The 22,052-nt window shown below is 69.0% G+C and carries 20 protein-coding genes; 9 read left to right on the top strand and 11 right to left on the bottom strand.

Annotated features, from left to right (window positions below):
• Positions 1 to 29: 29 nt before the first annotated feature.
• Positions 30 to 719, bottom strand: a complete 690-nt coding sequence (locus ABC766_RS06215) for a DsbA family protein (RefSeq protein WP_043356494.1) — start codon at positions 717 to 719, stop codon at positions 30 to 32.
• Between the two features lie 107 nt (positions 720 to 826).
• A complete protein-coding gene (locus ABC766_RS06210; RefSeq protein ID WP_043383327.1) occupies positions 827 to 1,453 on the bottom strand; it encodes a 2-hydroxychromene-2-carboxylate isomerase in 627 nt (208 codons plus the stop codon).
• Between the two features lie 201 nt (positions 1,454 to 1,654).
• Here ABC766_RS06210 and ABC766_RS06205 point away from each other — a divergent pair, with 201 nt between their 5' ends.
• Positions 1,655 to 2,893, top strand: a complete 1,239-nt coding sequence (locus ABC766_RS06205) for an argininosuccinate synthase (protein WP_043356498.1) — start codon at positions 1,655 to 1,657, stop codon at positions 2,891 to 2,893.
• A gap of 32 nt (positions 2,894 to 2,925) precedes the next feature.
• Here the strand turns inward: ABC766_RS06205 and ABC766_RS06200 are convergent, their stop codons facing one another.
• Together ABC766_RS06200 and mtgA are read right to left on the bottom strand one after the other, a co-directional pair.
• Positions 2,926 to 3,570 carry a hypothetical protein gene (locus ABC766_RS06200; RefSeq protein WP_345821532.1) on the bottom strand — a complete coding sequence of 215 codons (645 nt, stop codon included), beginning with the start codon at positions 3,568 to 3,570 and terminating at the stop codon, positions 2,926 to 2,928.
• Positions 3,571 to 3,632: 62 nt separating this feature from the next.
• Positions 3,633 to 4,277 carry a monofunctional biosynthetic peptidoglycan transglycosylase gene (gene mtgA, locus ABC766_RS06195; protein WP_345821531.1) on the bottom strand — a complete coding sequence of 215 codons (645 nt, stop codon included), beginning with the start codon at positions 4,275 to 4,277 and terminating at the stop codon, positions 3,633 to 3,635.
• Between the two features lie 160 nt (positions 4,278 to 4,437).
• Here mtgA and ABC766_RS06190 point away from each other — a divergent pair, with 160 nt between their 5' ends.
• Entirely contained in the window at positions 4,438 to 5,409 is a 972-nt protein-coding gene (locus ABC766_RS06190; protein WP_043356504.1) for a polyprenyl synthetase family protein, read from the top strand.
• A 306-nt stretch (positions 5,410 to 5,715) separates the two neighbouring features.
• Here the strand turns inward: ABC766_RS06190 and mmsB are convergent, their stop codons facing one another.
• The 5 genes from mmsB to ABC766_RS06165 form a co-directional block, all read right to left on the bottom strand.
• Entirely contained in the window at positions 5,716 to 6,942 is a 1,227-nt protein-coding gene (gene mmsB / locus ABC766_RS06185) for a multiple monosaccharide ABC transporter permease (protein ID WP_425287532.1), read from the bottom strand.
• On the bottom strand, positions 6,939 to 8,474 hold the full coding sequence (gene mmsA, locus ABC766_RS06180) for a multiple monosaccharide ABC transporter ATP-binding protein (RefSeq protein WP_075379632.1): 1,536 nt from the start codon (positions 8,472 to 8,474) through the stop codon (positions 6,939 to 6,941). Before mmsA ends, mmsB begins: the two co-directional genes overlap by 4 nt.
• A 101-nt stretch (positions 8,475 to 8,575) precedes the next feature.
• Positions 8,576 to 9,637, bottom strand: coding sequence for a multiple monosaccharide ABC transporter substrate-binding protein (chvE, locus tag ABC766_RS06175; RefSeq protein WP_345822683.1), 1,062 nt, complete (start codon positions 9,635 to 9,637; stop codon positions 8,576 to 8,578).
• A gap of 460 nt (positions 9,638 to 10,097) precedes the next feature.
• Positions 10,098 to 10,394, bottom strand: a complete 297-nt coding sequence (locus tag ABC766_RS06170; protein WP_342140580.1) for a hypothetical protein — start codon at positions 10,392 to 10,394, stop codon at positions 10,098 to 10,100.
• A 120-nt stretch (positions 10,395 to 10,514) separates the two neighbouring features.
• On the bottom strand, positions 10,515 to 11,264 hold the full coding sequence (locus ABC766_RS06165) for an SDR family oxidoreductase (RefSeq protein WP_043356518.1): 750 nt from the start codon (positions 11,262 to 11,264) through the stop codon (positions 10,515 to 10,517).
• Positions 11,265 to 11,480: 216 nt separating this feature from the next.
• On the opposite strand from ABC766_RS06165, the gene ABC766_RS06160 reads away from it, so the two are divergent.
• The 5 genes from ABC766_RS06160 to mutS all read left to right on the top strand — a co-directional run bounded on the left by ABC766_RS06160 (position 11,481) and on the right by mutS (position 17,850).
• Positions 11,481 to 13,214: a patatin-like phospholipase family protein gene (locus ABC766_RS06160; RefSeq protein ID WP_345821527.1), complete on the top strand. Its 1,734-nt coding sequence runs from the start codon at positions 11,481 to 11,483 to the stop codon at positions 13,212 to 13,214.
• A gap of 101 nt (positions 13,215 to 13,315) precedes the next feature.
• A complete protein-coding gene (locus tag ABC766_RS06155; protein ID WP_043356522.1) occupies positions 13,316 to 13,519 on the top strand; it encodes a hypothetical protein in 204 nt (67 codons plus the stop codon).
• Between the two features lie 70 nt (positions 13,520 to 13,589).
• Positions 13,590 to 14,447 (top strand): alpha/beta hydrolase, encoded by an 858-nt coding sequence (locus tag ABC766_RS06150; RefSeq protein ID WP_345821525.1) that lies wholly within the window; start codon positions 13,590 to 13,592, stop codon positions 14,445 to 14,447.
• A gap of 262 nt (positions 14,448 to 14,709) precedes the next feature.
• Complete coding sequence (locus ABC766_RS06145) at positions 14,710 to 15,003, top strand: hypothetical protein (RefSeq protein ID WP_345821524.1); 294 nt, start codon at positions 14,710 to 14,712, stop codon at positions 15,001 to 15,003.
• A 129-nt stretch (positions 15,004 to 15,132) separates the two neighbouring features.
• A complete protein-coding gene (mutS, locus tag ABC766_RS06140; RefSeq protein ID WP_345821523.1) occupies positions 15,133 to 17,850 on the top strand; it encodes a DNA mismatch repair protein MutS in 2,718 nt (905 codons plus the stop codon).
• 37 nt (positions 17,851 to 17,887) lie between these two features.
• On the opposite strand, the gene ABC766_RS06135 is transcribed toward mutS, so the two are convergent.
• Complete coding sequence (locus tag ABC766_RS06135) at positions 17,888 to 18,316, bottom strand: response regulator (RefSeq protein WP_043356529.1); 429 nt, start codon at positions 18,314 to 18,316, stop codon at positions 17,888 to 17,890.
• Positions 18,317 to 18,373: 57 nt separating this feature from the next.
• Positions 18,374 to 19,420 (bottom strand): histidine kinase dimerization/phosphoacceptor domain -containing protein, encoded by a 1,047-nt coding sequence (locus ABC766_RS06130; RefSeq protein WP_043356531.1) that lies wholly within the window; start codon positions 19,418 to 19,420, stop codon positions 18,374 to 18,376.
• A 234-nt stretch (positions 19,421 to 19,654) separates the two neighbouring features.
• On the opposite strand from ABC766_RS06130, the gene ABC766_RS06125 reads away from it, so the two are divergent.
• On the top strand, positions 19,655 to 21,043 hold the full coding sequence (locus ABC766_RS06125; RefSeq protein ID WP_043383348.1) for an AmpG family muropeptide MFS transporter: 1,389 nt from the start codon (positions 19,655 to 19,657) through the stop codon (positions 21,041 to 21,043).
• Between the two features lie 25 nt (positions 21,044 to 21,068).
• The gene (locus ABC766_RS06120) at positions 21,069 to 22,007 is read left to right on the top strand and encodes an EcsC family protein (protein WP_345821521.1); all 939 of its coding nucleotides are present in this window, start codon (positions 21,069 to 21,071) and stop codon (positions 22,005 to 22,007) included.
• Positions 22,008 to 22,052: the final 45 nt, after the last annotated feature.

Raw genomic sequence — 22,052 nt, 5'->3', positions numbered from 1 at the left:
GACGGCGGAAGTGTGACGCCGGAGCTGCCTCAGCAGGCAAGCCGGTCGCAGCGCCGGACGCTCGCGATCATCTGCGCCATGGCGCGCGCGCCCGGATGGCCGAGGATGCCGTTGTTACCGAGCACGTAGGAGGGCGTCGCGTAGAGGCCGAGATCCGCCGCCATGCGCATCTGGCTCTTGAGCGCCGCGCGCACCTCCTCGCTGTCGGCGATCGCCTCGACCTCCGCCTGCGGGATCCCCAGCGCGGCCGCGGCGGCGAGCGCCCCGGGCCCGTCGATGCGGCCGGGCTTGCCGAGCAGCGTCTGATAGAAGCGCCAGGCGGCGTCCGAGCCGAGCTTGCGCTGCACGGCCAGCATCACCTTGGCGGCCTGAGCCGATTGCGGCGACAGGATCGGGTTGTGGACAAGCCCGATGCGCAGGTCCGCGTCGCCGGCATGCAGAGCGACCACGTCGGCGGCGGCCTTCCGGCAATACGGGCAGTTGAAGTCGAAGAATTCGTAGAGCGTGGTCGCGGCGTCCCGCGGTCCGACATAGGTGACCCCGCGCAAGGCCGGAATCTGCCCGGTGATCTCGCCCGGCAGGATCGAGTTCGCCACCGCCTTGCCGTCATCGCCCGTGACCGCGACGCGCTGGCCATAGGATTGCGCAGCCGCCCGTCCGAAACCCGAACCCAGCAGGATGCCGGCAGCGGCGAGGATCAGGCGACGGGAAACAGGCATGGGACACGTCCAGTGCATCGGGGTTCCGCTCCGGTCGCGCCGAAGCGGAGCCGGACCAGAACCAGGGAGGCGAGTCGGTTTGATGGCGTATCGGCGTGACGGTGGCGCTACCGCAGCCCCTTCGGCCGGTCGCCGGTCGCCCAGGCCAGCGCCTGCTCCAGGCGGTCATTGCCCCAGAACAACTCGCCATCATCGGCCAGGAACGTGGGCGCCCCGTAGATCCCACGGGACCGCGCCTCCTCGACGCTGACCCGCAGCTTCGTCTTGTTGGCCTCCGCGGCAGCGGCGCGCACGGTCTGGGTCCCGTCGAGCCCGAGCGAATCGACGATCTGGGCCACGGCCGCGGGCTCCGCGATCGAGCGGCCCTCGGCGAAACTCGCGGTGAACACCGCCTTCGAGAACGGCACGAGCCAGTCCTGGTCCTGGCCCAGGATCGCCACCCGCACGGCACTGAGGCTGTTCTGCGGAAACTGCGCGGGGCGCGTCACCGGCGGCAGGCCGAGCCGTGCAGCTTCGCGCTCGACGTCCCGCCACATGTTCTTGCCCTTGGCCGGGTAGAGATTGAAGGGCGAGGTCGTCCAGCCCTGCGCCGCGAAGAGCGGCCCGACCAGGAACGGGCGCCACCGGATCGCCACGCCCGCCTCGGACGCCGCCGCCTCGACGCGCATCGCGGCGAGGTAGGAGTAGGTGGAGGCGAATTCGTACCAGAACTCCAAAATTGGCTGGCGCGCCATAGACTTCGCTTCTCCGATGCACTCTTGCGGCGATGACGACTGGCAACGCCCGCGCCATTTTTCGCACGGCCGCAAGGCCACCGTGAGGCGAAACGCGGCCGATCTCTCGCCATCAGAGCTACGCGCGAGACGGCGCGCCGGTTGCAGGCCGGTGACACCCGCGATAAGCCGCTGACGCCCCGCCTCAGTCCCGGAAGTCGCATGTCCGTTCCCGCGAAGAGCCCCGTGAAGAAGGTCGTGCTGGCCTATTCCGGCGGCCTCGACACATCGATCATCCTGAAGTGGCTGCAGACCACCTACGGCTGCGAGGTCGTGACCTTCACGGCCGATCTCGGCCAGGGGGAGGAGCTGGAGCCGGCCCGCCGCAAGGCGGAGCTGCTGGGCATCAAGCCCGAGAACATCTTCATCGAGGATCTGCGCGAGGAGTTCGTCCGCGATTACGTCTTCCCGATGTTCCGGGCGAACGCCGTCTACGAGGGCGTCTACCTGCTCGGCACTTCGATCGCCCGGCCGCTGATCGCCAAGAAGCAGATCGAGATCGCCGAGAGGGTCGGGGCCGACGCGGTCTGCCACGGAGCGACCGGGAAGGGGAACGATCAGGTCCGCTTCGAACTCGGCTATTACGCCCTGAAGCCGGATGTCACGGTGATCGCGCCCTGGCGCGAGTGGGACCTGCGCTCCCGTGAGCAGCTCATCGCTTTCGCCGAGCAGCACCAGATCCCGATTGCCAAGGACAAGCGCGGCGAGAGCCCCTTCTCGGTGGACGCGAACCTCCTGCACGCCTCATCCGAAGGCAAGGTGCTGGAGGATCCGGCGATCGAGGTGCCGGACTACGTCTACTCGCGCACTCTCTCCCCCGAGGAGGCCCCCGACCAGCCGACCGTCGTCACGATCGGCTTCGAGCGCGGCGACGCGGTCTCGATCGACGGGGAGGCGCTGTCGCCCGCGAACCTGCTGGCGAAGCTCAACGAACTCGGCCGCGCCAACGGCATCGGCCGGCTCGACCTCGTGGAGAACCGCTTCGTCGGCATGAAGAGCCGCGGCATGTACGAGACACCGGGCGGTACGATCCTGCTGCCGGCGCACCGCGCCATCGAATCGATCACCCTCGATCGCGGCGCCGCGCACCTGAAGGACCAGCTCATGCCGCAATACGCGGAGCTGATCTACAACGGCTTCTGGTTCTCGCCGGAGCGCGAGATGCTCCAGGCGCTGATCGACAAGAGCCAGGAGAAGGTCACCGGTACGGTGCGGCTGAAGCTCTACAAGGGCGGCGTCCACGTGATCGGCCGCGAGAGCCCGCACTCGCTCTACGACCAGGATCTCGTGACCTTCGAGGAAGGCGCCGTCGCCTACGACCACCGCGACGCGGCGGGCTTCATCAAGCTCAACGCGCTCCGGCTGCGCACCCTGGCACAGCGCAAGAAGCGCGAGGGCTGAGGCTCGCCGGGGCCCGCCGACGCCGCAGCGCGTCAGGCGGGCTGCCAGCCCGCAGCCGACCGCCGGAAGGCGCCGGGCCCGAGATCGGCGTAGCGCAGGAAGATCTGCAGGGCCGGCTGCAGCTCGCGATGGAGGCGCACCAGCCGCGCCTCCGAATCATCGTCGTCGTTCGCGGCCGCCCCGGGCACCGCGGCGAGATGGCGTGTCATGGCGGCGGTGTAGGAGGCGTCTTCGCCGTAGGGCCGCTGCGGGTCGACGTGCGGAACACCCTGCGCCGCGTTCCAGCCGACGTTGAGCCGGGGGATCAAGGCCAGGTGCTCCGGAGTCACCGCGAAGGTGATGACGTCCGGCGTCTCGCCGGTCGCCGCATCCCGGAAGACGTCGCCGACCGCGCCCGGATCGAGCTTCGCCAAGCCATTGTGGTACTGGTATCGACCCGGCTTCAGCTGCGCGTTCTGAACGAAGACGGAGAGGCCGTCCTCGAGCGACCGGTGCTCCTCTTCGGCGCCCTCGTCGTCCCCGGTGACGTTGGCGATGTCGCCGTCGCGATCCAGGCTGCCGTAGGGCGCTGCAGGGTGAATGGTCGGCGCCCCTGGCTCGGCGCCATCCCAGGCAACGACCATCCGGCGGATCAGGGCGATGCGCTCCAGGCTCAGGTCGTAAACGGCATCGCTCATCGTGGGTCGGTCCCGGGTCTCACGCTTTGAAGGCCCGTCTTACAGACGCGAACCGCCCCCTGCTACCGCCTCAGGCAGCCCGTCAGCCCGTCGATCTGACCCATCATGGCCTGGATCCGCGCGGCGCGGCGGCGCACGCCCGGAGAGGGGCGACCGGCGCTGCGGGCGATCGGATTGGGCAGGACGGCGGCGAGGAGAGCGGCCTCGTTCCGGGTCAGCCGGCTCGCGTCCTTGCCGAACCAGTGCCGGCTCGCCGCCTGCACCCCGTAGATACCGTCGCCCCACTCGGCGACGTTGAGGTAGATCTCCATCATCCTGCGCTTGCCCCAGAGCGTGTCGAGCGCCAGCGCCAGCGGGATCTCGACCGCCTTGCGGATGTAGGACCGGCCCGGCCACAGGAAGACGTTCTTGACCGTCTGCATGGCGATGGTCGAGGCGCCGCGGCTCGGCGAATCCTCATCGTCGACCACGTCGCGGATCGCCCCGAAATCGACGCCATGATCGAGGCAGAAGCGCTGATCCTCGGAGGCGATCACCGCCAACGGCAGGACGGGCGCGATGCCCGAGAGCGGGACCGGATCGCGGCTCACCGGTTGAAGCGTCAACCACCGCCCGAGCATCAGGGTCGACGGCGGCATCACCGCGCTATAGACGAGCGCCAACGTCAGCGTGAGGACGAATCCGATCGCGGGGAGCAGGAGCAGCATCCCGACGATCCGGCGGACCGGGCGGGAGCGCCGCGGGCGCGCGAGCGGAAGGTCACGACCTGCCGCCTCTCGCCTGCGTCCCGCCCCATCCACCGTGAGTTCGTTCCCGCTCAACTGACGCTCGATTGGTTTCTAAGGCCAGGACCGGACGTAGCGCCCGATGACCCCGACCCCCTCAACGCAGGCACCGACCGGTTCGGTCAAGGCAGGCACGCCAGCCGTCGATTTTACCCACAGGTTGACGGAGGTCGCCGGGAAGGTCGAGACCTTCCTGGTCGAGCGCCTCGGACCGGACGTCGGCCCCGGCGAGATCGCACGGCCGTCCCGCCTGATGGAGGCCATGCGCCACGCGGTGCTCGGCGGCGGCAAGCGGCTGCGGCCGTTCCTCGCCATCGAGACGGCGCGGATGCTGGGCGGATCCGAAGCTGCGGCCCTCGCCGCCGGTGCGGGGGTCGAGCTGATCCATTGCTACAGCCTCGTCCACGACGATCTGCCGGCCATGGACGATGACGACATGCGCCGCGGTAAACCGACGGTGCACAAGGCCTATGACGAAGCCACCGCCATCCTGGTCGGCGACGCTCTGCAGACTTTGGCCTTCGAGATCGTGGCCGATCCGACCTGGCAGCCGGAGGCGCGGATCCGCGCCGACCTCGTCCTCGGACTTGCCCGTGCCTCGGGCCTGGGCGGCATGGTCGGCGGCCAGCTTCTCGACCTCACCGCCGAGGGCCGGTTCGGCGTTGCCAACATGGACGTGGACGACACCCTGCGGATGCAGGCGATGAAGACCGGGGCGATCCTGGCCTTCTCGGTCGAGGCCGGCGCAATCGTCGGCGGCGCCGACGAGAGCCAGCGGGCCGCCCTGCTGCGCTACGGCCTCGCCCTGGGCCAGGCCTTCCAGATCGCCGACGACATCCTCGACCGAGAGGCCTCGCCGGAGGCCATGGGCAAGGCCACCGGCAAGGACAAGGATGCCGGCAAGGCGACGCTGGTCGATCGTCTCGGCATCGACGGCGCGCGCGCCGAATGCGACCGCCTCGTCGGTGTCTGCGAGGACGCTGTCTCATCCTGGGGCGAGGGCGCGCGCATCCTGCGGGACGCCGCTCGCTTCACGGTGGCGCGCAAGACCTGAGCGTTTCGGCAGGGCCGCCCCCTGTCGGTGTCGATCCGGTAGGGGGCCGAGCAAGGCCGGACGGGTGAAGCCCCCCCGGCTCAGGCTCGGCGGCTTCGTGGGTCCGGTGCGCCGCCGCGAGAGCTGCAGGGCGGCGCTGGCCTGCGGGACATGGGCGCCCGCGGGGCTGCGGGCCTTGCGCCTGCAGCGCGCCGGCACAGATCGGCACCGTTCCATTCGGATCCGGGGGAAGCGGACCCGCGCGGGCTGATCGCCGCTTGCGCGGACGTGGTCCGGTCTCGGTCTGGCACGGCGCGGACCGGCTGTTCAGAGCCGGTTGTTCTTGTTGTGGACATCCAGGCACACGGCGGCGAGCAGTACGACGCCCTTGATCACCTGCTGCCAGTCGACGCCGATTCCCAGGATCGACATGCCGTTGTTCATGATGCCGATGATGAACGCGCCGATCACCACGCCCGACACCTTGCCGATGCCGCCGGCCGCGGAGGCGCCGCCGATGAAGCAAGCCGCGATCACGTCGAGCTCCAAGCCGACGCCGGCCTTCGAGTTCGCGGTGTTGAGCCGGGCGACGAAGATCATGCCGGCGAGGCCGGCGAGCGCACCCATATTGGCAAAGGTCAGGAAGGTGAGGCGCTCGGTCTTGATGCCGGAGAGGCGGGCCGCCTTGATATTGCCGCCCAGCGCATAGATCCGGCGCCCGATCGTCGTCCGCGTGGTGACGAAGCCGTAGAGCATCACCAGCGCCAGCAGGACGAGCAGGACGTTGGGCAGGCCCCGATAGGCACTCATCTGCCACGCGAAGGCAAGGATGAGGACAGCGGTGACACCGTTGCGGCCGATGAAGCTCGCCACGCTCTGGGCCGCCTCTCCGGTCCTCATCTGCGCCTGCCGCCGCCGCCAGTTCAAACCGACCAGCGAGGCGACGAAGACAAGCGCGATCAGAAGAGACGTCGAGGGTCCGGCGAAGTTGGAGAGGAAGCCCTTGGCCAGCAGCTGGAACACTTCCGGGAAGGGGCCGATGGAGGTGCCCTGCAGCAGCACCTGGGTCAGGCCTCGAAACACCATCATTCCGGACAGGGTGACGATGAAGCTCGGTATGGCGAGATAGGCCACGAAGTAGCCCTGCAATCCGCCGATGACCGCGCCGACCGCGAGGCACAGCACGGAGGCGGAGAGCGGGTCGAAACCGAAGCGGACCATCAGCAGCGCCGCGAGCGCGCCGACGAAGCCGACCACGGATCCGATCGACAGATCGATGTGGCCGGCCACGATGACGAGCAGCATCCCGAGCGCCATCACGACGACGTAGCTGTTCTGCAGGATGAGGTTGGTCAGGTTCAGCGGCTGGAACAGGACGCCGCCGGTGGCGACTTCGAAGAACACCGTGATCGCCGCCAGCGCGAACAGCAGCCCGTAGGTCCGCAACTGCGCCATCGGCAGCCGGCCGCGTCGGCCCCGCGGCTCGCTTGCGGCCGTGTCGCCGCCAACGTCGCCGCCGGGAAGCATGGACTTGCTCATCGTGATTTGGGTCATCCGTTCAGGCCCTTGGAGCGCATGATCGCGCGCATGATCGCTTCCTGGCTGGCCTCGGCGCGCGAGAACTCGGCGACGAAGCGTCCCTCGTTCATGACGTAGATGCGGTCGCAGAGGCCGAGCAGCTCCGGCATCTCCGAAGAGATCATCAGGACACCGCGCCCGTCTTCGGCCAGTTCGTTGATGATGCTGTAGATTTCGTACTTGGCACCGACATCGATGCCCCGGGTCGGCTCGTCGAGGATCAGCACCTTGGGCTGGGTGAACAGCCACTTGCTCAGCACGACCTTCTGCTGGTTGCCGCCGGACAGATTGACGGTCTGCTGCGTCACCCCGAAGGAGCGGATGCGCATCTTGGTGCGATAGCCGCCGGCGACCCGCTGCTCGGCCTCCTCGTCGATCACCGTCGCGGTGGAGATTCCCGGAAGGTTCGCCAAGGTCGTGTTCCGGGCGATGTCCTCGCCCAGCACGAGCCCGAGCTGCTTGCGGTCCTCGGTCACGTAGGCGATGCCCGCAGCGATCGCCCGGTCGATCGTCGAGACGTCGACTTCGGCGCCGTCGATCCGGACGGTACCGCGGACGCCCTGACCGTAGGACCGGCCGAAGAGGCTCATGGCGAGTTCCGTTCGGCCTGCGCCCATCAGGCCGGCGATCCCGACGATCTCGCCCCTGCGCAGGGTCAGGCTGACGTCGCGCACCACCGCGCGATCGCCGTGAAGCGGGTGGTGAACGGTCCAGCCGCAGACCTCCATCAGAAGGTCGCCGATCCGCGGCGTCCGCACCGGATAGCGGTTCTCCAGCGTGCGACCGACCATGGCCCGGATGATGCGGTCCTCGTCGACCGCGCCGCTGCGGCAGTCGAGAGTCTCGACGGTGGTGCCGTCGCGCAGGACGGTAATCCGGTCGGCCACCTTCGCGATCTCGTTGAGCTTGTGGGAGATCAGGATCGAGGCGATGCCCTGCGCCTTGAAGCGCAGCAGAAGCTGCAGCAGGGCTTCGCTGTCCGTCTCGCTGAGGCTCGCGGTCGGCTCATCGAGGATCAGCAGCTTGACCTCCTTGGAGAGCGCCTTGGCGATCTCCACGAGTTGCTGCTTGCCGACACCGAGATGGGTGACGAGGGTGTCGGGGCTCTCATCGAGGCCCACCATCGCCATCAGCTCACGCGCCCGGGCGGAAACCCGGCCCCGGTCGATGATCCCGAAGCGGGCCGGCTCGTTGCCGAGGAAGATGTTCTCGGCGATCGACAGATAGGGGACCAGGGCCAGTTCCTGGTGGATGATGACGATTCCGAGGCGCTCGCTGTCGGAGATGTTCCGGAACTGGCCGGGCCGGCCCTCATAGGTGATGCAGCCCGCGTAGGATCCGTGGGGATAGACGCCGCTCAGAACCTTCATCAGCGTCGATTTCCCGGCACCGTTCTCGCCGACGAGGGCGAGGATCTCGGCGGGCTCGACGGTGAGGTTGACGTCGTCGAGGGCCTTCACGCCGGGGAAGGTCTTGGAGATCCCCCGCATTTCGAGGACGGGCTGCATGCGACGCCTACCAGCTCGGACTGCACCTTCGGCCCCCGCGCCGGCTCGTGCGGCGCGAGGATGGGAATCGCCGGAGCCGGCGGGCTCCGGCCAGGCTTCGATCACTTGAGCTGGTCGAGGGTGTAGTAGCCCGTATCGACGAGGGCCGATTTCCAGTTGGCCTTGGTGACGATCACCGGCGTCAGCAGGTGGGACGGGACGATCTTCTTGCCGTTGTTGTAGGTCTTCACGTCGTTGACCTCGGGCTGCTGGCCAGCCTCGATGGCGTCGATCATCGCCACCGTCACTTTCGCCAGATCCCGGGTGTCCTTGAAGATCGTGGCCGTCTGTTCGCCCGCGATGATCGACTTGACCGATTGCAGCTCGGCATCCTGGCCGCTGACCACCGGCAACGTCACACCGCCGGTCCCGTAGCCCACGCTCTTCACCGAGGAGAGGATGGCCGTGGAGATGCCGTCATAGGGCGACAGCACGGCATCGAGATGCGCGGTGCCGTAATAGGCCGAGAGCAGGTTATCCATCCGGGCCTGGGCAGTCGCCGGATCCCACCGGAGGATCGAGACCTTGTCCATTCCGAACTGGCCCGAGCGGACCACGAGCTTCTTCGAATCCAGGTAGGGTTTCAGCACCGACAGGGCGCCGTCGTAGAAAAAGTATGCGTTATTGTCGTCGGGCGAACCGCCGAACAGCTCGATGTTGAAGGGCCCCTTGCCCTCCCTCAGCCCGAGGGCGTCGACAATCGACGTGGCCTGCTGAACGCCTACCTTATAGTTGTCGAAAGTCGCATAGTAATCAACGTTCGGCGTTCCCTTGATCAGCCGGTCATAGGCGATGACCTTGACACCCCGTTCATGCGCCTTGGTCAGGACATCACTCAGGGTCGTGCCGTCGATGGAGGCGATTACCAAGATCTTTGCCCCCTTGGTGAGCATGTTCTCGATCTGGGCGAGCTGCGTCGGGATGTCGTCGTCCGCGTATTGCAGGTCTGGTTTGTAGCCTTTGGACTTCAGCAATCGAACGATGTTGTTGCCGTCGTCGATCCAGCGCTGGGAGGATTTCGTCGGCATGGCGACACCGATGGGATCGCTGCCCGCGGCCTGTGTTGATGTCACGGCGAGCGCCCCCAGAAGCGCAGCACTCAGGATTGACGGTCCGGAGCGCAATTTCTTCTTCGCTATCCCGGAAATCCACTGCTTGACGATCATGATTTTCCCCCTTCTTATCGTTATATTTATCCGATCAAATTGACGATCTCGCTTTTCCGAGATCGCGAAATACAAACTCAACGAACCGTTTTATTGGTACAAACGCCGATTTAACCGGACGTCCACTGAGATACAGCCGAGATGTGGCGCGAGAAAAGGCCGCACATATCTATTCGCCGGGCCCATTGAGACTTTCCAACTGGACATCGGGCTCTTCAAAAGGTCGCCTCCCGGAACCGCCGACGTCAGCGCGCAAGACGCGCGATCTCCTCTCCTATGGGGTTGGCTGCACCCAACCCGTTTTTCGCGACCGATTTGTATGAGTTATGAATTAGGCCGTCAATCGGCCCGCCTGGCCTTGCGCGTCAAAAATACGTGGCTGTGCCGGGCGCGAGAGCCTTGCGCGGCAGGTCGAGTATCAGGGCGCTGACGGCCGCCTCTCGGCCACGATCGGGCGACCATCGGACACGACGAGGTCGCCTGTCGGGGTCACCGCTTCGCTGTCGCCGTGCTGGGCGGCATCCCGACCGGACAGGGCGAAGATTGCGACGACGTGATCGGCGCGGCCGCCTCGCCGGATCGATTCAGGGTTCGCCTTTATGCGCAACGCGCTGTGCGTGCTTCGCGTGATCAGCGAAGTTCCGGCGGCCGCGATCGCGATCCGCCCCTGGAACGAGGCTCGACCATGGGGCCGCGGAGCGACCGGCGCGACCATGTCGGGTCGGTTCTGGGCGTAGCGCTGCAAACGCACCGCAGGAGGCGTACCTGGACAACACCGGGCTGACCCCGGGGGCCGCCCTTCGACGGCGGCCGACCGTCGCGAATCCGGGGCGGCTCAGCCGCGCCCGACGAACGGCATCTTGGTGGCCATGATCGTCATGAACTGCACGTTCGCCTCCAGCGGCAGGCTCGCCATCGAGAGCACCGCCTGACCCACATGGTCGGGATCCATCACCGCCTCGGCACGCAGGGAGCCGTCCGCCTGCGGGACACCGGCCTTCATCTTTCCGCCCATGGGCGTGTCGGCATTGCCGATGTCGATCTGTCCGCAGGCGATGTCATAGGCGCGCCCATCGAGGGAAGTCGCCTTGGTCAGCCCCGTCACGGCGTGCTTGGTCGCCGTGTAGGCGATGGAATTCGGCCGGGGCGCGTGCGCCGAGATCGAGCCGTTGTTGATGATCCGGCCGCCCCGGGGATTCTGATCGCGCATGATCCGAAAGGCATGCTGCGTGCACAGGAACAGGGCGGTGAGGTTGGTATCGACCACCTGCCGCCAAGTCTCGAGCGGCAGATCCTCCAACGGAACCGCCGGGGCGCCGATGCCGGCATTGTTGAACAGCAGGTCGAGGCGGCCGAATTCCGCCCGCGTGCGTGCGAACAGGGCGGCGATCGAGTCGGGATCGGTCACGTCGGTGGGCACCGCGAGAGCCCCGTCGCCGATCTGCGCCGCTACGTCGTCCAGGGGCTCCCGACGCCGCCCCGAAAGCACGACGCGCCATCCGGCGCCAGCGAGGGCCAGGGCGGCAGCCTTGCCGACCCCCGTCCCAGCCCCGGTCACGATCGCGATTCGCTCAGCCGTCGACATGCGTTCCTCCCGGTTCCGGCGTTGCTCCGCCTGTAGCGGATGGCCGGCGCGGCGCGAAGAGATCAGCGTTTCAGATGCGCGCCGCGGTCACGGTGCGGAGCGACGGGACGCCTGCTCTATGGTGGCGCGTCGCGCGCCGGACGGGGAGGGGGACGGAACGATGGGGCTTAGTGTGTCGCCAGGGCTGCGCCAGACGATCGCCGCGGCGGTGGCAGGGTGAGCGCCCCCGAGATCCCGTTCCTGGCCGGGCTCGACGCGGCGGCGGTCGCGGCCGTTCGGGCCCGCATGGTGCCGGTGGCGGTACCGGGTGGCCGGATCCTGTTCGAGCAGGGCGAGACCGGAAACGCCCTCTACACGCTCGTCTCCGGCGTGGTCGGCGTCTCCACCCGCGACCACGCCGGTCGGCCGACCCGGATCGCGCGCCTGCGCCCACCCGAAACCTTCGGCGAGATGGCCCTGCTGTCGGACGCTCCGCGGGCGGCCACCGTGGTGGCCCTGCGCGATTCGCACCTCCTGCGTCTCACCCGGGATGCCTTCGAGGCGGTCATCGCCGAGCATCCGCACACGCTCCTCTACTTCGCCCGGATGCTCGCCGACCGCCTGCGGGCGATCTACGACGGCCATTCGGTCCACCATGCGCCGCGAATCTTCACGATCCTGGCCGTGACGGAGGGGCCCGATCCGGCTCATGTTGCGCGGCAACTCGCCGGCGCCTTCGACGCCCTGCTGCCCGGCGCAACCGGCTGTCTCACCGACTGGCCGGAGGGGGCTGACGAGGCCTGGTTCCAGGCCTTCGAGGGCGGCCATGCGCGCACGATCTTCGCAGCGCACGACATCGACTGCCCCTGGTGCCGGCAGAGCCAGCGGCGCGGCGACCACGTCCTGCTCCTGGCCGAGCCCGGCGCGCCGCCGCGGCCCGGCGCGGCAGCCTATCTCGACCGGGTCCGCTCCGATTGGATCCGGATGGATCTCGTCGTCCGCCAGGATCCGGCGGCCCAGCGCCCGAAGCCCCTGCATCCGGAGGTCGCCGCCCTGCCTGCGGCGATGCGAATCCAGCTTCGAGACGGCAATCGGGGCGATCTGCATCGCCTCGCCCGGCTCGCCAGCGGCGCCGCACGGGGCCTCGTCCTCGGCGGGGGCGGAGCGCGCGGGCTGGCCCATCTCGGGGTGCTGAAGGCCCTCGACGAGGTCGGCTGCACGCCGGATTTCGTCGGCGGGACCAGCATGGGCGCGATCATCGCGGCGAGCCTCGCCATGGGCTGGAACGTCGCGGAGATCCAGGCGCAGATCGAGGCGTTCTTCGCCACCAGCAATCCGATCAACGACTACACGCTGCCGCTGCACGCCCTGACCCGCGGCGCCAAGGTCGATACCGGTCTCGCGGCGCGTTACGGAGGGGTGTGCATCGAGGATCTCTGGCTGCCGTTCTTCTGCGTCTCGTCGAACCTGACCACCGGCAGCACCATGGTGCATCGCTCGGGCGACCTGCCGAAAGCCCTGCGGGCCAGCATCGCGATTCCCGGCCTCCTGCCGCCGGTGCTCTGCGACGAGGGCGTCCTGGTCGATGGCGGCATGATGAACAACCTGCCGGCGGATGTCGCCGCCGGGCTGGAGCGCGGACCGGTTCTGGCCGTCGATGTCGGGACCGACCGGGCGTTCCAGGACATGCCGCAGCGCGGCTGGAGCGGCCGGCTCGTACGCAAGCTGATCGGCTCGCCGCTGGCGATGCCGGGTCTGGCACCGCTGCTGCTGCGCGCCGCCACCGTGTCGAGCGACGCCCAGAGCCTGATGGCGGCGGCGCACGCGACCGCCGTGCTCAAGCCCCAGCTCTCCGGCATCGATCTGCGCGCCTGGTCGCGCTTCCGCGAATCGGCGGAACTCGGCTACCGGGAAACCCGCGCCGGCCTTGCGACCGGGAGGCTCGCGCGCTGGCTGGACCCGGTGCGCTGAGATGTCCGCGTGCGGCGGCGCACGCGCGGGCCCCTCGGCCCTGTAACTCCGGGCATTCGGTGACGATGTCTCCTGCAGGATGTCCTTTGGAGATCAGAGCCATGCCCCACACTGCGACGCCTCCGACCGACACCGTGACCGGTTCCGAGCGGGACCGGACCGCTCCGGACGATCGCTCCGCACCGCACGCCCTGCTGCACGGGGCCGCCTTCGTTCTCCTGTGCCTCTGGACCCGGACTGCGCCGGAGCGCCTGCGCGACCAGCTCTCGCCGGAGGCGGAAACCTGCGGCGCGCTCGGCTTCTGAGCGGATCGGATCTGGACGCGGAGGCGTTTTCCGCCGCCGGGAAGGCGGGCAGGACGGAGCGCACGAGAACATGACCGTCGCGGGTGTGAGGTTGCGCCGGGTCGAGTTGCCGGAGGTGGGCCTGAACGTGGCCGAGGCGGGTCCCGAGACAGGACCGCCGACCATCCTGCTGCACGGTTTTCCCGAATTCTGGTTCGGCTGGCGCCATCAGATCGGGCCTCTCGCCGAGGCGGGTCTTCGGGTGATCGCGCCGGACCAGCGCGGCTACGGCCTCAGCGACAAGCCTGCGGGGATCGCCGCCTATCACCTGGATCGTCTGGCAGGCGACGTCCTGGCCCTGGCTGACGCCTATGGTGCTCCCACGGTCCGCCTGGTCGGCCATGATTGGGGCGGCCTCGTCGCGTGGTGGGTGGCGAGCCGCCATCCCGAGCGGATCGACCGGCTGGCGATCCTCAACGCGCCGCATCCCGCCGTGGTCGGCACCTACATGCGGCGCCATCCGGGCCAATGGCTGCGCAGCACCTATGTCGGCCTGTTCCAGATCCCGCACCTGCCCGAACGGCTGCTCACGGCCGATCGCTGCCGGGCCCTGCGCCGCGCGCTGACGACCACAAGCCGCCCCGGCGCCTTCGCGCAGGCCGACCTCGACCGCTACGTCGAGGCGTGGCTGCAGCCGGACGCGATGACCGGCATGCTGAACTGGTACCGGGCCCTGGTGCGACTTCCCCGGGAGCGGCCGCCCCGGGTCCGCGTCCCGGCGTTGATCCTCTGGGGGCGACGGGACACCGCGCTGCAATCCGGCTTGGCGGAAGCCAGTCTCGCTCTCTGCGACGCGGGGCGCATCCAATGGTACGCGCAGGCCAGCCACTGGCTGGCGCATGAGGAACCCGCTTCGGTCAGCGCCGACCTCCGCACCTTCCTGTGCTGAACCCCTGTGCTGAACCCGTGTTCTGAACCACCGAGCGAACACGGCTTCTCGCCCGCCGCCCGGGCTGAGGTGAGAGCCGAAATCAATGCACGGACGGGTATCGCCGATCCCGGCACCGTCCCGCCCGGAGACGCGACGGCTGCCGCATCGGTCCGCACGCCGTCCAAAGAACGGGTATTATTTTTAATGCCGTGATCCGGAACATTACGATCACTTGTTTCTTAGCTGGTGGCTCATAGAAGCTGATCGGAGCTACTCCACGATGTCTATTCGTTCTTTTCTAACCGCGGGTGTGGTCTTCGGTGGCCTTCTGGCCGGAACCGTCGCGTCCCAGGCCGCGCCGGCGATGGCGCAGCCCAGTCTGGCGGGATCCGATATGGTCGAGACCGTTGCGATGCATCGGCATTACCGCATGCACCGCCATCACTCGGCCCGGCACCACCGCCGGATGCGGCGCATGAACACGATGCGCCACGGCGATCCGAACGCCCGCAATCCGTCGCGCCCCGGCTACCAGCAGCAGCTCGGCAACACCACGGGCGGCCCGCGCTACTGAGTTTTTAACCGCGCTCGGACCCGCGCTGCGTGCGTCGGATCCGGGCGCCATCCACCGGGGATACGCCTTCTCCCCAGCTGCGTCGGCCTGGCGGCCTGATTCGCCGTCGACGCTCTGCTAAGAGGCGGCATGGCCCGAACCGCCGTCCGCCCCGCCGCCGATACGACGCCCACGCCCGGTCTGGACCCGGCCGGCGCCACGCCGATGATGGCGCAATACATCGAGATCAAGGCTGCGAATCCGGACTGTCTCCTGTTCTACAGGATGGGCGACTTCTACGAGCTTTTCTTCGAGGATGCGGAGATCGCGTCCCGGGCGCTCGGCATCGTCCTGACCAAGCGCGGCAAGCACGCGGGCAGCGAGATCCCGATGTGCGGCGTGCCGGTCGACCGGTCCGACGACTATCTGAATCGCCTCATCGCCCTCGGTCACCGGGTGGCAGTCTGCGAGCAGACCGAGGATCCGGCCGAGGCCAAGAGGCGCGGGCCGAAATCCGTGGTTCGCCGGGAGGTCGTGCGGCTCGTCACCCCCGGCACGATCACCGAGGATCGACTCCTCGATCCGGCCCGGGCGAACCTGCTCCTGGCGATCGGCCGCCGGAAGACCGGGGAGGGTGCCGTCGCCTACGGCCTCGCCGCGGTGGACATCTCCACCGGCCGCTTCTCCCTGAGCGAGGTCGCGGGCGGCGACCTGTCCGGGGCCATCGCCCGGCACGACCCGCGGGAGATCGTCCTGTCGGAGGCGATCCACGCCGATCCCGCTCTCGCGCGAATCTGGCAGGAGAGCCGCGCCGCGATCGTGCCCCTGGCCCAGGCCGAGCTTGAGCCCGCGGCCGCCGAGCGGCGCCTGCGCGAGCAGTACGGGGTCTCGACCCTGGAAGGGTTCGGCCAGTTCACCCGGGCCGAGATCGCCGCGGCCGGGGCCGCGCTGCTCTACATCGCCCGCACGCAGCTCGCCGCGCGACCACCGCTCACGGTTCCGACCCGCGAGGATGGCGGCGCGACCCTGGCGATCGATGCGGCGACGCGCGCCAATCTCGAACTCACCCGCACCCTGTCGGGCGAGCGGACGGGAAGCCTGCTCGCCACGATCGACCGGACCGTGACGGCAAATGGTGCCCGGCTGCTGGCCGAGCACTTGGCCGGCCCGCTCACCCATCTCGACGCCATTGCCCGGCGGCACGCGGCGGTGGCCCATCTGGTGGAGGACGGCCGCCTGCGCGGCAGCCTGCGCGACGCCCTTGCGCGGGCCCCCGACCTCGCCCGGGCGCTGTCGCGAACCGGCCTCGGCCGTGCGGGACCGCGCGACCTCGCGGCCATCCGCGACGGCCTCGCCGTGGCGGCGGATCTCGGCGCCCGACTCGCTGCGATTCCCGACCTCCCGGAGGATCTCGCCCGGCTGGCCGAGCATTTGGCGGAGGCCAACCCGGACCTCATCGCCACCCTGGCGGCGGCGCTGGCCGACGATCTGCCGCTGAGCCGGCGCGACGGCGGCTTCGTGCGGGCGGGGTATCATCCGGAGATCGACGAGGCGCGGACCCTGGGTCAGGATTCCCGCAAGGTGATCGCCGCCTTGCAGGCGCGCTACGCCGAGCAGACCGGCTGCCGCACCCTGCGGATCAAGCACAACAACCTCCTGGGCTTTTTCATCGAGGTTCCGCAATCCGTCGGCGAGGCCTGCCTGAAGGGTCTCCAGAGCGAGTTCGTCCACCGCCAGACCATGGTGGACGCCATGCGCTTCACCAGCGTCGAACTGGGCGAACTCGAGTCGAAGATCTCGGGCGCCTCCGACCGAGCGCTCGCCCTGGAAGCGGCCGTCTTCGACGACCTCGCGGCCCGCGTCTTGGCTCAGGCCGAGGCCATCGCCGAGGTGGCCGAGGCCCTCGCGGGTCTCGATGTGGCGGCGAGCCAAGCCGAACTCGCCGTCGAACTCGACTGGCGCCGGCCCGTCGTCGACGAGTCCTTGAGCTTCGTCGTGGTCGGCGGGCGCCATCCGGTGGTCGAGGCGGCTCTACGCCGGGCGGGCGAGCCGTTCATCGCCAATGATTGCGACCTGTCGGGCGATACCCGCGGGCGGATCCGCCTGATCACCGGCCCGAACATGGGCGGCAAATCGACCTTCCTGCGCCAAAACGCGCTGATCGCCGTGCTCGCCCAGATGGGCGCCTTCGTGCCGGCTGCGGACGCGCGCATCGGCCGGGTCGACCGGCTGTTCTCCCGGGTCGGCGCCGCGGACGACCTCGCCCGTGGCCAGTCGACGTTCATGGTCGAGATGGTCGAGACCGCCGCGATCCTGAATCAGGCGACCCGGCGCTCCCTGGTGATCCTGGACGAGATCGGCCGCGGCACCGCGACCTTCGACGGGCTGTCGATCGCCTGGGCGTGCCTGGAGCATCTCCACGAGGTGAATGCCTGTCGGGCGCTCTTCGCGACGCATTTCCACGAGTTGACCGCCCTCGGTGACCGGTTGGCGCGGCTGGACAATGCGACCTTGAAGGTGGCCGAGCATCGGGACGGCGTCGTGTTTCTGCACGAGGTCGTGCCCGGCGTCGCCGAGCGCAGCTACGGCCTGCAGGTGGCGCGGCTCGCAGGTCTGCCCGGCAGCGTCGTGACCCGGGCCGGGGCGATCCTCAAGAGTCTCGAGAAGGCCGAGATGGGCCGCCCCGCCCGCGCGCGGATCGACGACCTGCCGCTCTTTGCCGCCCTCGCGCCACCACCGCCGCCGGAGCCGCCGCAGGAGGACCCGCTGGGTGCGCTCCTCGACGCCATCGACCCGGACGCCCTGACGCCGCGGGAAGCGCTGGATGCGCTCTACCGGTTGAAGCGCGAGCGAGCGACGCGAAGCTGAGACGGCGAAGCCCCGCAGCGACGCGCCTCGACGCGCGTCAGACGGGCGCGGGCGAGAACCCGTCCGGACAGGCCGGCCCGTGGCGACCGGCCCGGCGATCGGCCACGTAGTCGAGGGTGCTGGCCACGACGCGCTCGGAATAGGGTTTCGCGATCACGCCGATCGCCCCGGCGAAATCCGCCGGAATGCGCTTGGCGTTGGCGGTCATGAACACCACCGTGGTGCGTCGGTCGGCCGAGAGCGCCCTGGCGACGTCGATTCCGGTCGGACCGTCGACGAGGTGGATGTCCACGAGCGCAACGTCGGGCGCGGTGGAGCGGCCCATGGCGATCGCCTCGGTGGCGTTGCCTGCGACACCGACCGTGACATGCCCGAGATCGTCCAGCAGGCATTCCAGCTCGAGGGCGATCAGGGCCTCGTCCTCCACCACGAGGATGCGGAGCGCGGCGGCGTTCCCGGTCCCCATGCGTTCATCGTCCTCCGGCCCCGTGGCCGCCGAGCTTGAAGCCTGCACGTCGATTTCTCAAGCCGGCTGCTGGAGCGGGATATCGATGTCGACGGTCGTGCCCGGACCGGCATCCGCCCAGGCGATGGTCCCGCGCATCTGCCGGACCACCATCTCCACCAGATTGCGCCCGAAGCCGGCCGGATTCGGAGCCGCCGCGGCGACACCGACGCCGTCGTCGCGGATCGTCATATGCATCCCTCTCTCGGTGCGGCGGGCGACGATCGACACACGTCCCTCCCGCTCGCCCGGGAAGGCGTGGCGCAGGGCGTTTGCCGTGAGTTCGTGGATCATCAGGGCCAGGGGCGCCGCCATCGCGGCGGCCACGGCGATCGACTCGACGTCGGCCTCGACCCGGCGCCGCTCCGGATCCAGGCCGGCATTCATGTCGGCCAGGAACTCGGCCGCGAAGTCGCCGAGGTTGAAATGCGTGCAGTCGCCCTCGGAATACAGCATCCGATGGGCTGTCGAGAGCGCGCCGATCCGCTCGGCCATGCCCTGGAGCGCGTCCCGCGCCTCGCCCTCGGGCGTTCGCCGGGCCTTCAGCAGCATCAGCGACGAAATCACCTGAAGATTGTTCTTAACCCGGTGATCAACCTCGTGCAGCAGGGCCGTCTTCTGCTCCAGGGCGGTGGTCAGATCCTGGGTCCGCGCGTTGACGAGGCGCTCCAGCTCGTCGTTGGTGCCGCGCATCGACACTTCCATCTGGTGGACATAGGTCATGTCCGCCTGGGCGGCATAGAAGAAGGCGAGACCCTCGGCGTCGTTCACCGGCGTGATGGTCATCGCGTTCCAGAAGGTCGTCCCGTCCTTCCGGTAGTTGAGCAGCTCGACGGAGATCGGCTCCGCGGCCTGTACGGCCGAGCGGATTCGCTCGACCGTGAACCGGTCGGTGGCCGGCCCCTGCAGCATCCGGCAGTTGCGCCCGACGATCTCGTCAGCGGTGTAGCCTGTCACCTGCAGGAACGCGTCGTTCGCCCAGGCGATCGGGTTGTCCGGAGCGCGGGCATCGGTGATCACCATGGGCGACGGACTGCGCGCGAACGCGTCGACGAGCGTCGCCAACGGCGGAGCGGACTCGGATCGGAGACTCAACGCATCATTCCACGATTGGGCGGCGTGCCCGTTCGTCCGGCGGCGCCTCCAACACGCCGCGATCCGTGGGACGTGGACACCGCGTTAAGCAAGCTTCTACCAAGGTTGGGGCGCAACACATCACGATCCAGCGAAAACCGGTGCGGCGTAAGGCTGCCACGATTTCGCGAGATCAAGGCCACGAAGGCTCAGGAGTTCCATGCCATGGCGAACCAGCCACAGGCGATGCGTCGCTTCCGGCTCCGCGACATCGTCGAGGACCGGCGGATCGTGCTCATGCTGGCGCTCGGATTCTCCTCGGGCCTGCCGCTGCTCCTGGTCCTCGGCACCTTCACGCTCCGCCTCGCCTTCTCGGACATCGACGTGCGGGCGATCGGCCTGTTCAGCTACGTGGCGCTGCCTTACTCGCTGAAGTTCCTCTGGGCGCCCGCGATCGACAGGCTGAACGTTCCGGTGCTGAGCGCCCGCCTCGGGCGCCGCCGAGCCTGGATGGTGACCACGCAGGCCGCGGTCGCCCTGTGCCTGACCCTGATGGCCTTCTCGGATCCGAAGACCAACCTCGCGCTCCTGGGACTCGGGGCCTTCCTGGTGGCCTTCTGCGCGGCGAGCCAGGATGTGGTGATCGACGGCTGGCGCATCGACGCCGCCGGCAGCGACTTCCAGGGTATCCTGGCGGCGACCTCGAACCTCGGTTACCGCCTCGGCTTGATCACCGCCGGCGCGGGCGCGCTGTTCATCGCCTCGGCGGGGGGCTGGACGCTGGCCTACCTGATCATGGCGGCGCTCATGCTGGTCGGGATGATCGCTGCCCTGCTGGCCCCGGCCTTCGACAGGCCTCGCACGGTTCAGGCGGAGACGCCCGGCCGCTCCCGGTTCTGGTCGATGCGCCGCGCCGTGCTGGAGCCGCTCACCGAGCTGCACGGCCGGTTCGGCGGCGCGCTCTGGGGCATCCTCCTGCTGGTGGCCTTGTTCCGGCTCCCCGATTTCCTGTCCGGCGTGATGGCGAGCCCGCTCTACCGGACGCTGGGCTTCGACCTGAAGGAGATCGCCACCGTCACCAAGCTCTACGGCATCTGGGTCGGCATCGCGGGCGGGTTCGCGGGCGGATGGGCCCTGGCCCGGCTCGGCCTGTTCCCCACGCTGCTGCTGGGCGCATTCCTGGCCGCGTCCTCGCACCTCGCCTTCGCGTGGCTGGCGGCCGGCGCGCCCGAGATCTGGCGCCTGACGGTCGCCATCTCGATCGAGAATTTCTGCGGCTCCTTCGCCGGCATCGTGCTCATCGCCTACATGTCGAGCCTCACCAGCCCGGCCTACGCGGCGACACAGTATGCGCTGTTCTCCTCGCTCTACGCGCTGCCAGGCAAGCTGATCGCGGGCTCGTCGGGTTTCGTGGTCGCGGCGATCGGCTATCCGGCCTTCTTCGTCATGACCTCCCTCGTGGGTATCCCGGTCCTGGTGCTCTGCGTCGCGGTCGGGCGTAGGACCGGGCAGGCGGAGGCCGCGGCGGCACCGGCGCGGGATGCGCAGGAGGCGGGGAACCGCATCCCGGGGCCCGAGCTTCCTACCACGGCGCGCGCGCCAGGGGCGGCGTGAGCACGACAGATCCAGGGATTCACGGATGAGCACGAGCGACCTCACCTTAGCCGGCGAGACGCTGCCGGCGGCGACTCCAGAAAAGACGCTGAGCGACGCGGACCTCGCCGCCCTGCGCCGCGCCGTGCAGGTGCTGGAGCGTCCGAGCCTCGCGGGGCGGCTCTCCGCGGCGGCCGGCGCGCCCCTCGACATCATCGGCCGATCGTTGCCGGCTCCGGTCACCGAAGCCGTCAGCCGCAGCACCGAAGCGGCCATGCGGGGGGCGCTGCGCGTCGCCCTGGCGACGCTGCCGCGCCGGGAACTCGTTCCGGCCGAAGGGGAGGGCCTCGCTTCCGTCGCCGCCAAGGCCGAGAGCCGGTTCGCGCAGCTCCTCGGCTCGGGCGACGCCAAGCACAAGGCGATGGCGGCACTGTCCGGCGCGGTCGGAGGCGCGTTCGGCCTCGCGACGCTGGCCGTCGAGCTTCCGGTCTCGACCACGCTGATGCTGCGCTCCATCGCCGAGATCGCCCGGGAGGAAGGCGAGGATCTCGAGACCCCCGAGGGGGCGCTCGCCTGCGTCCAGGTCTTCGCCCTCGGCGGTCGGGCCACGGCCGAGACCGAGGCGGGCGCGGCGCTCACCGAGAGCGGCTATTTCGCCGTCCGCGCGGCCCTGGCCAAGACGCTGTCGGAGGCGGCCCGCTATGCCGGCAGCAAGACGCTCCTCGACCAGTCGGCCCCGGCGCTGATCCGCTTCACCGCACAGATCGCCGCGCGCTTCGGTCTGGTCGTGTCCCAGAAGGTCGCCGCGCAGGCGGTGCCGATCCTCGGCGCCTTCGGCGGGGCGGCGGTCAACACGGCCTTCATGAACCATTTCCAGTCGACCGCCCGCGCGCATTTCACGGTGCGGCGCCTGGAGCGGTCCTACGGGGCGGCCACGGTGCGGGCCGCTTACGAAGTCGAGAAGGCGGCCCTCGGGATCGCTTGATCCGCCCACGGCAAAGCCGCAAGGATCCGCGCCATCCACACGGGG

Source organism: Methylobacterium fujisawaense, assembly GCF_039619325.1.
GTDB classification, from domain to species: Bacteria; Pseudomonadota; Alphaproteobacteria; order Rhizobiales; family Beijerinckiaceae; genus Methylobacterium; species Methylobacterium fujisawaense.
Note: the sequence above shows the minus strand (reverse complement) of the source record. Positions and strands in the feature narration are given on the sequence as shown.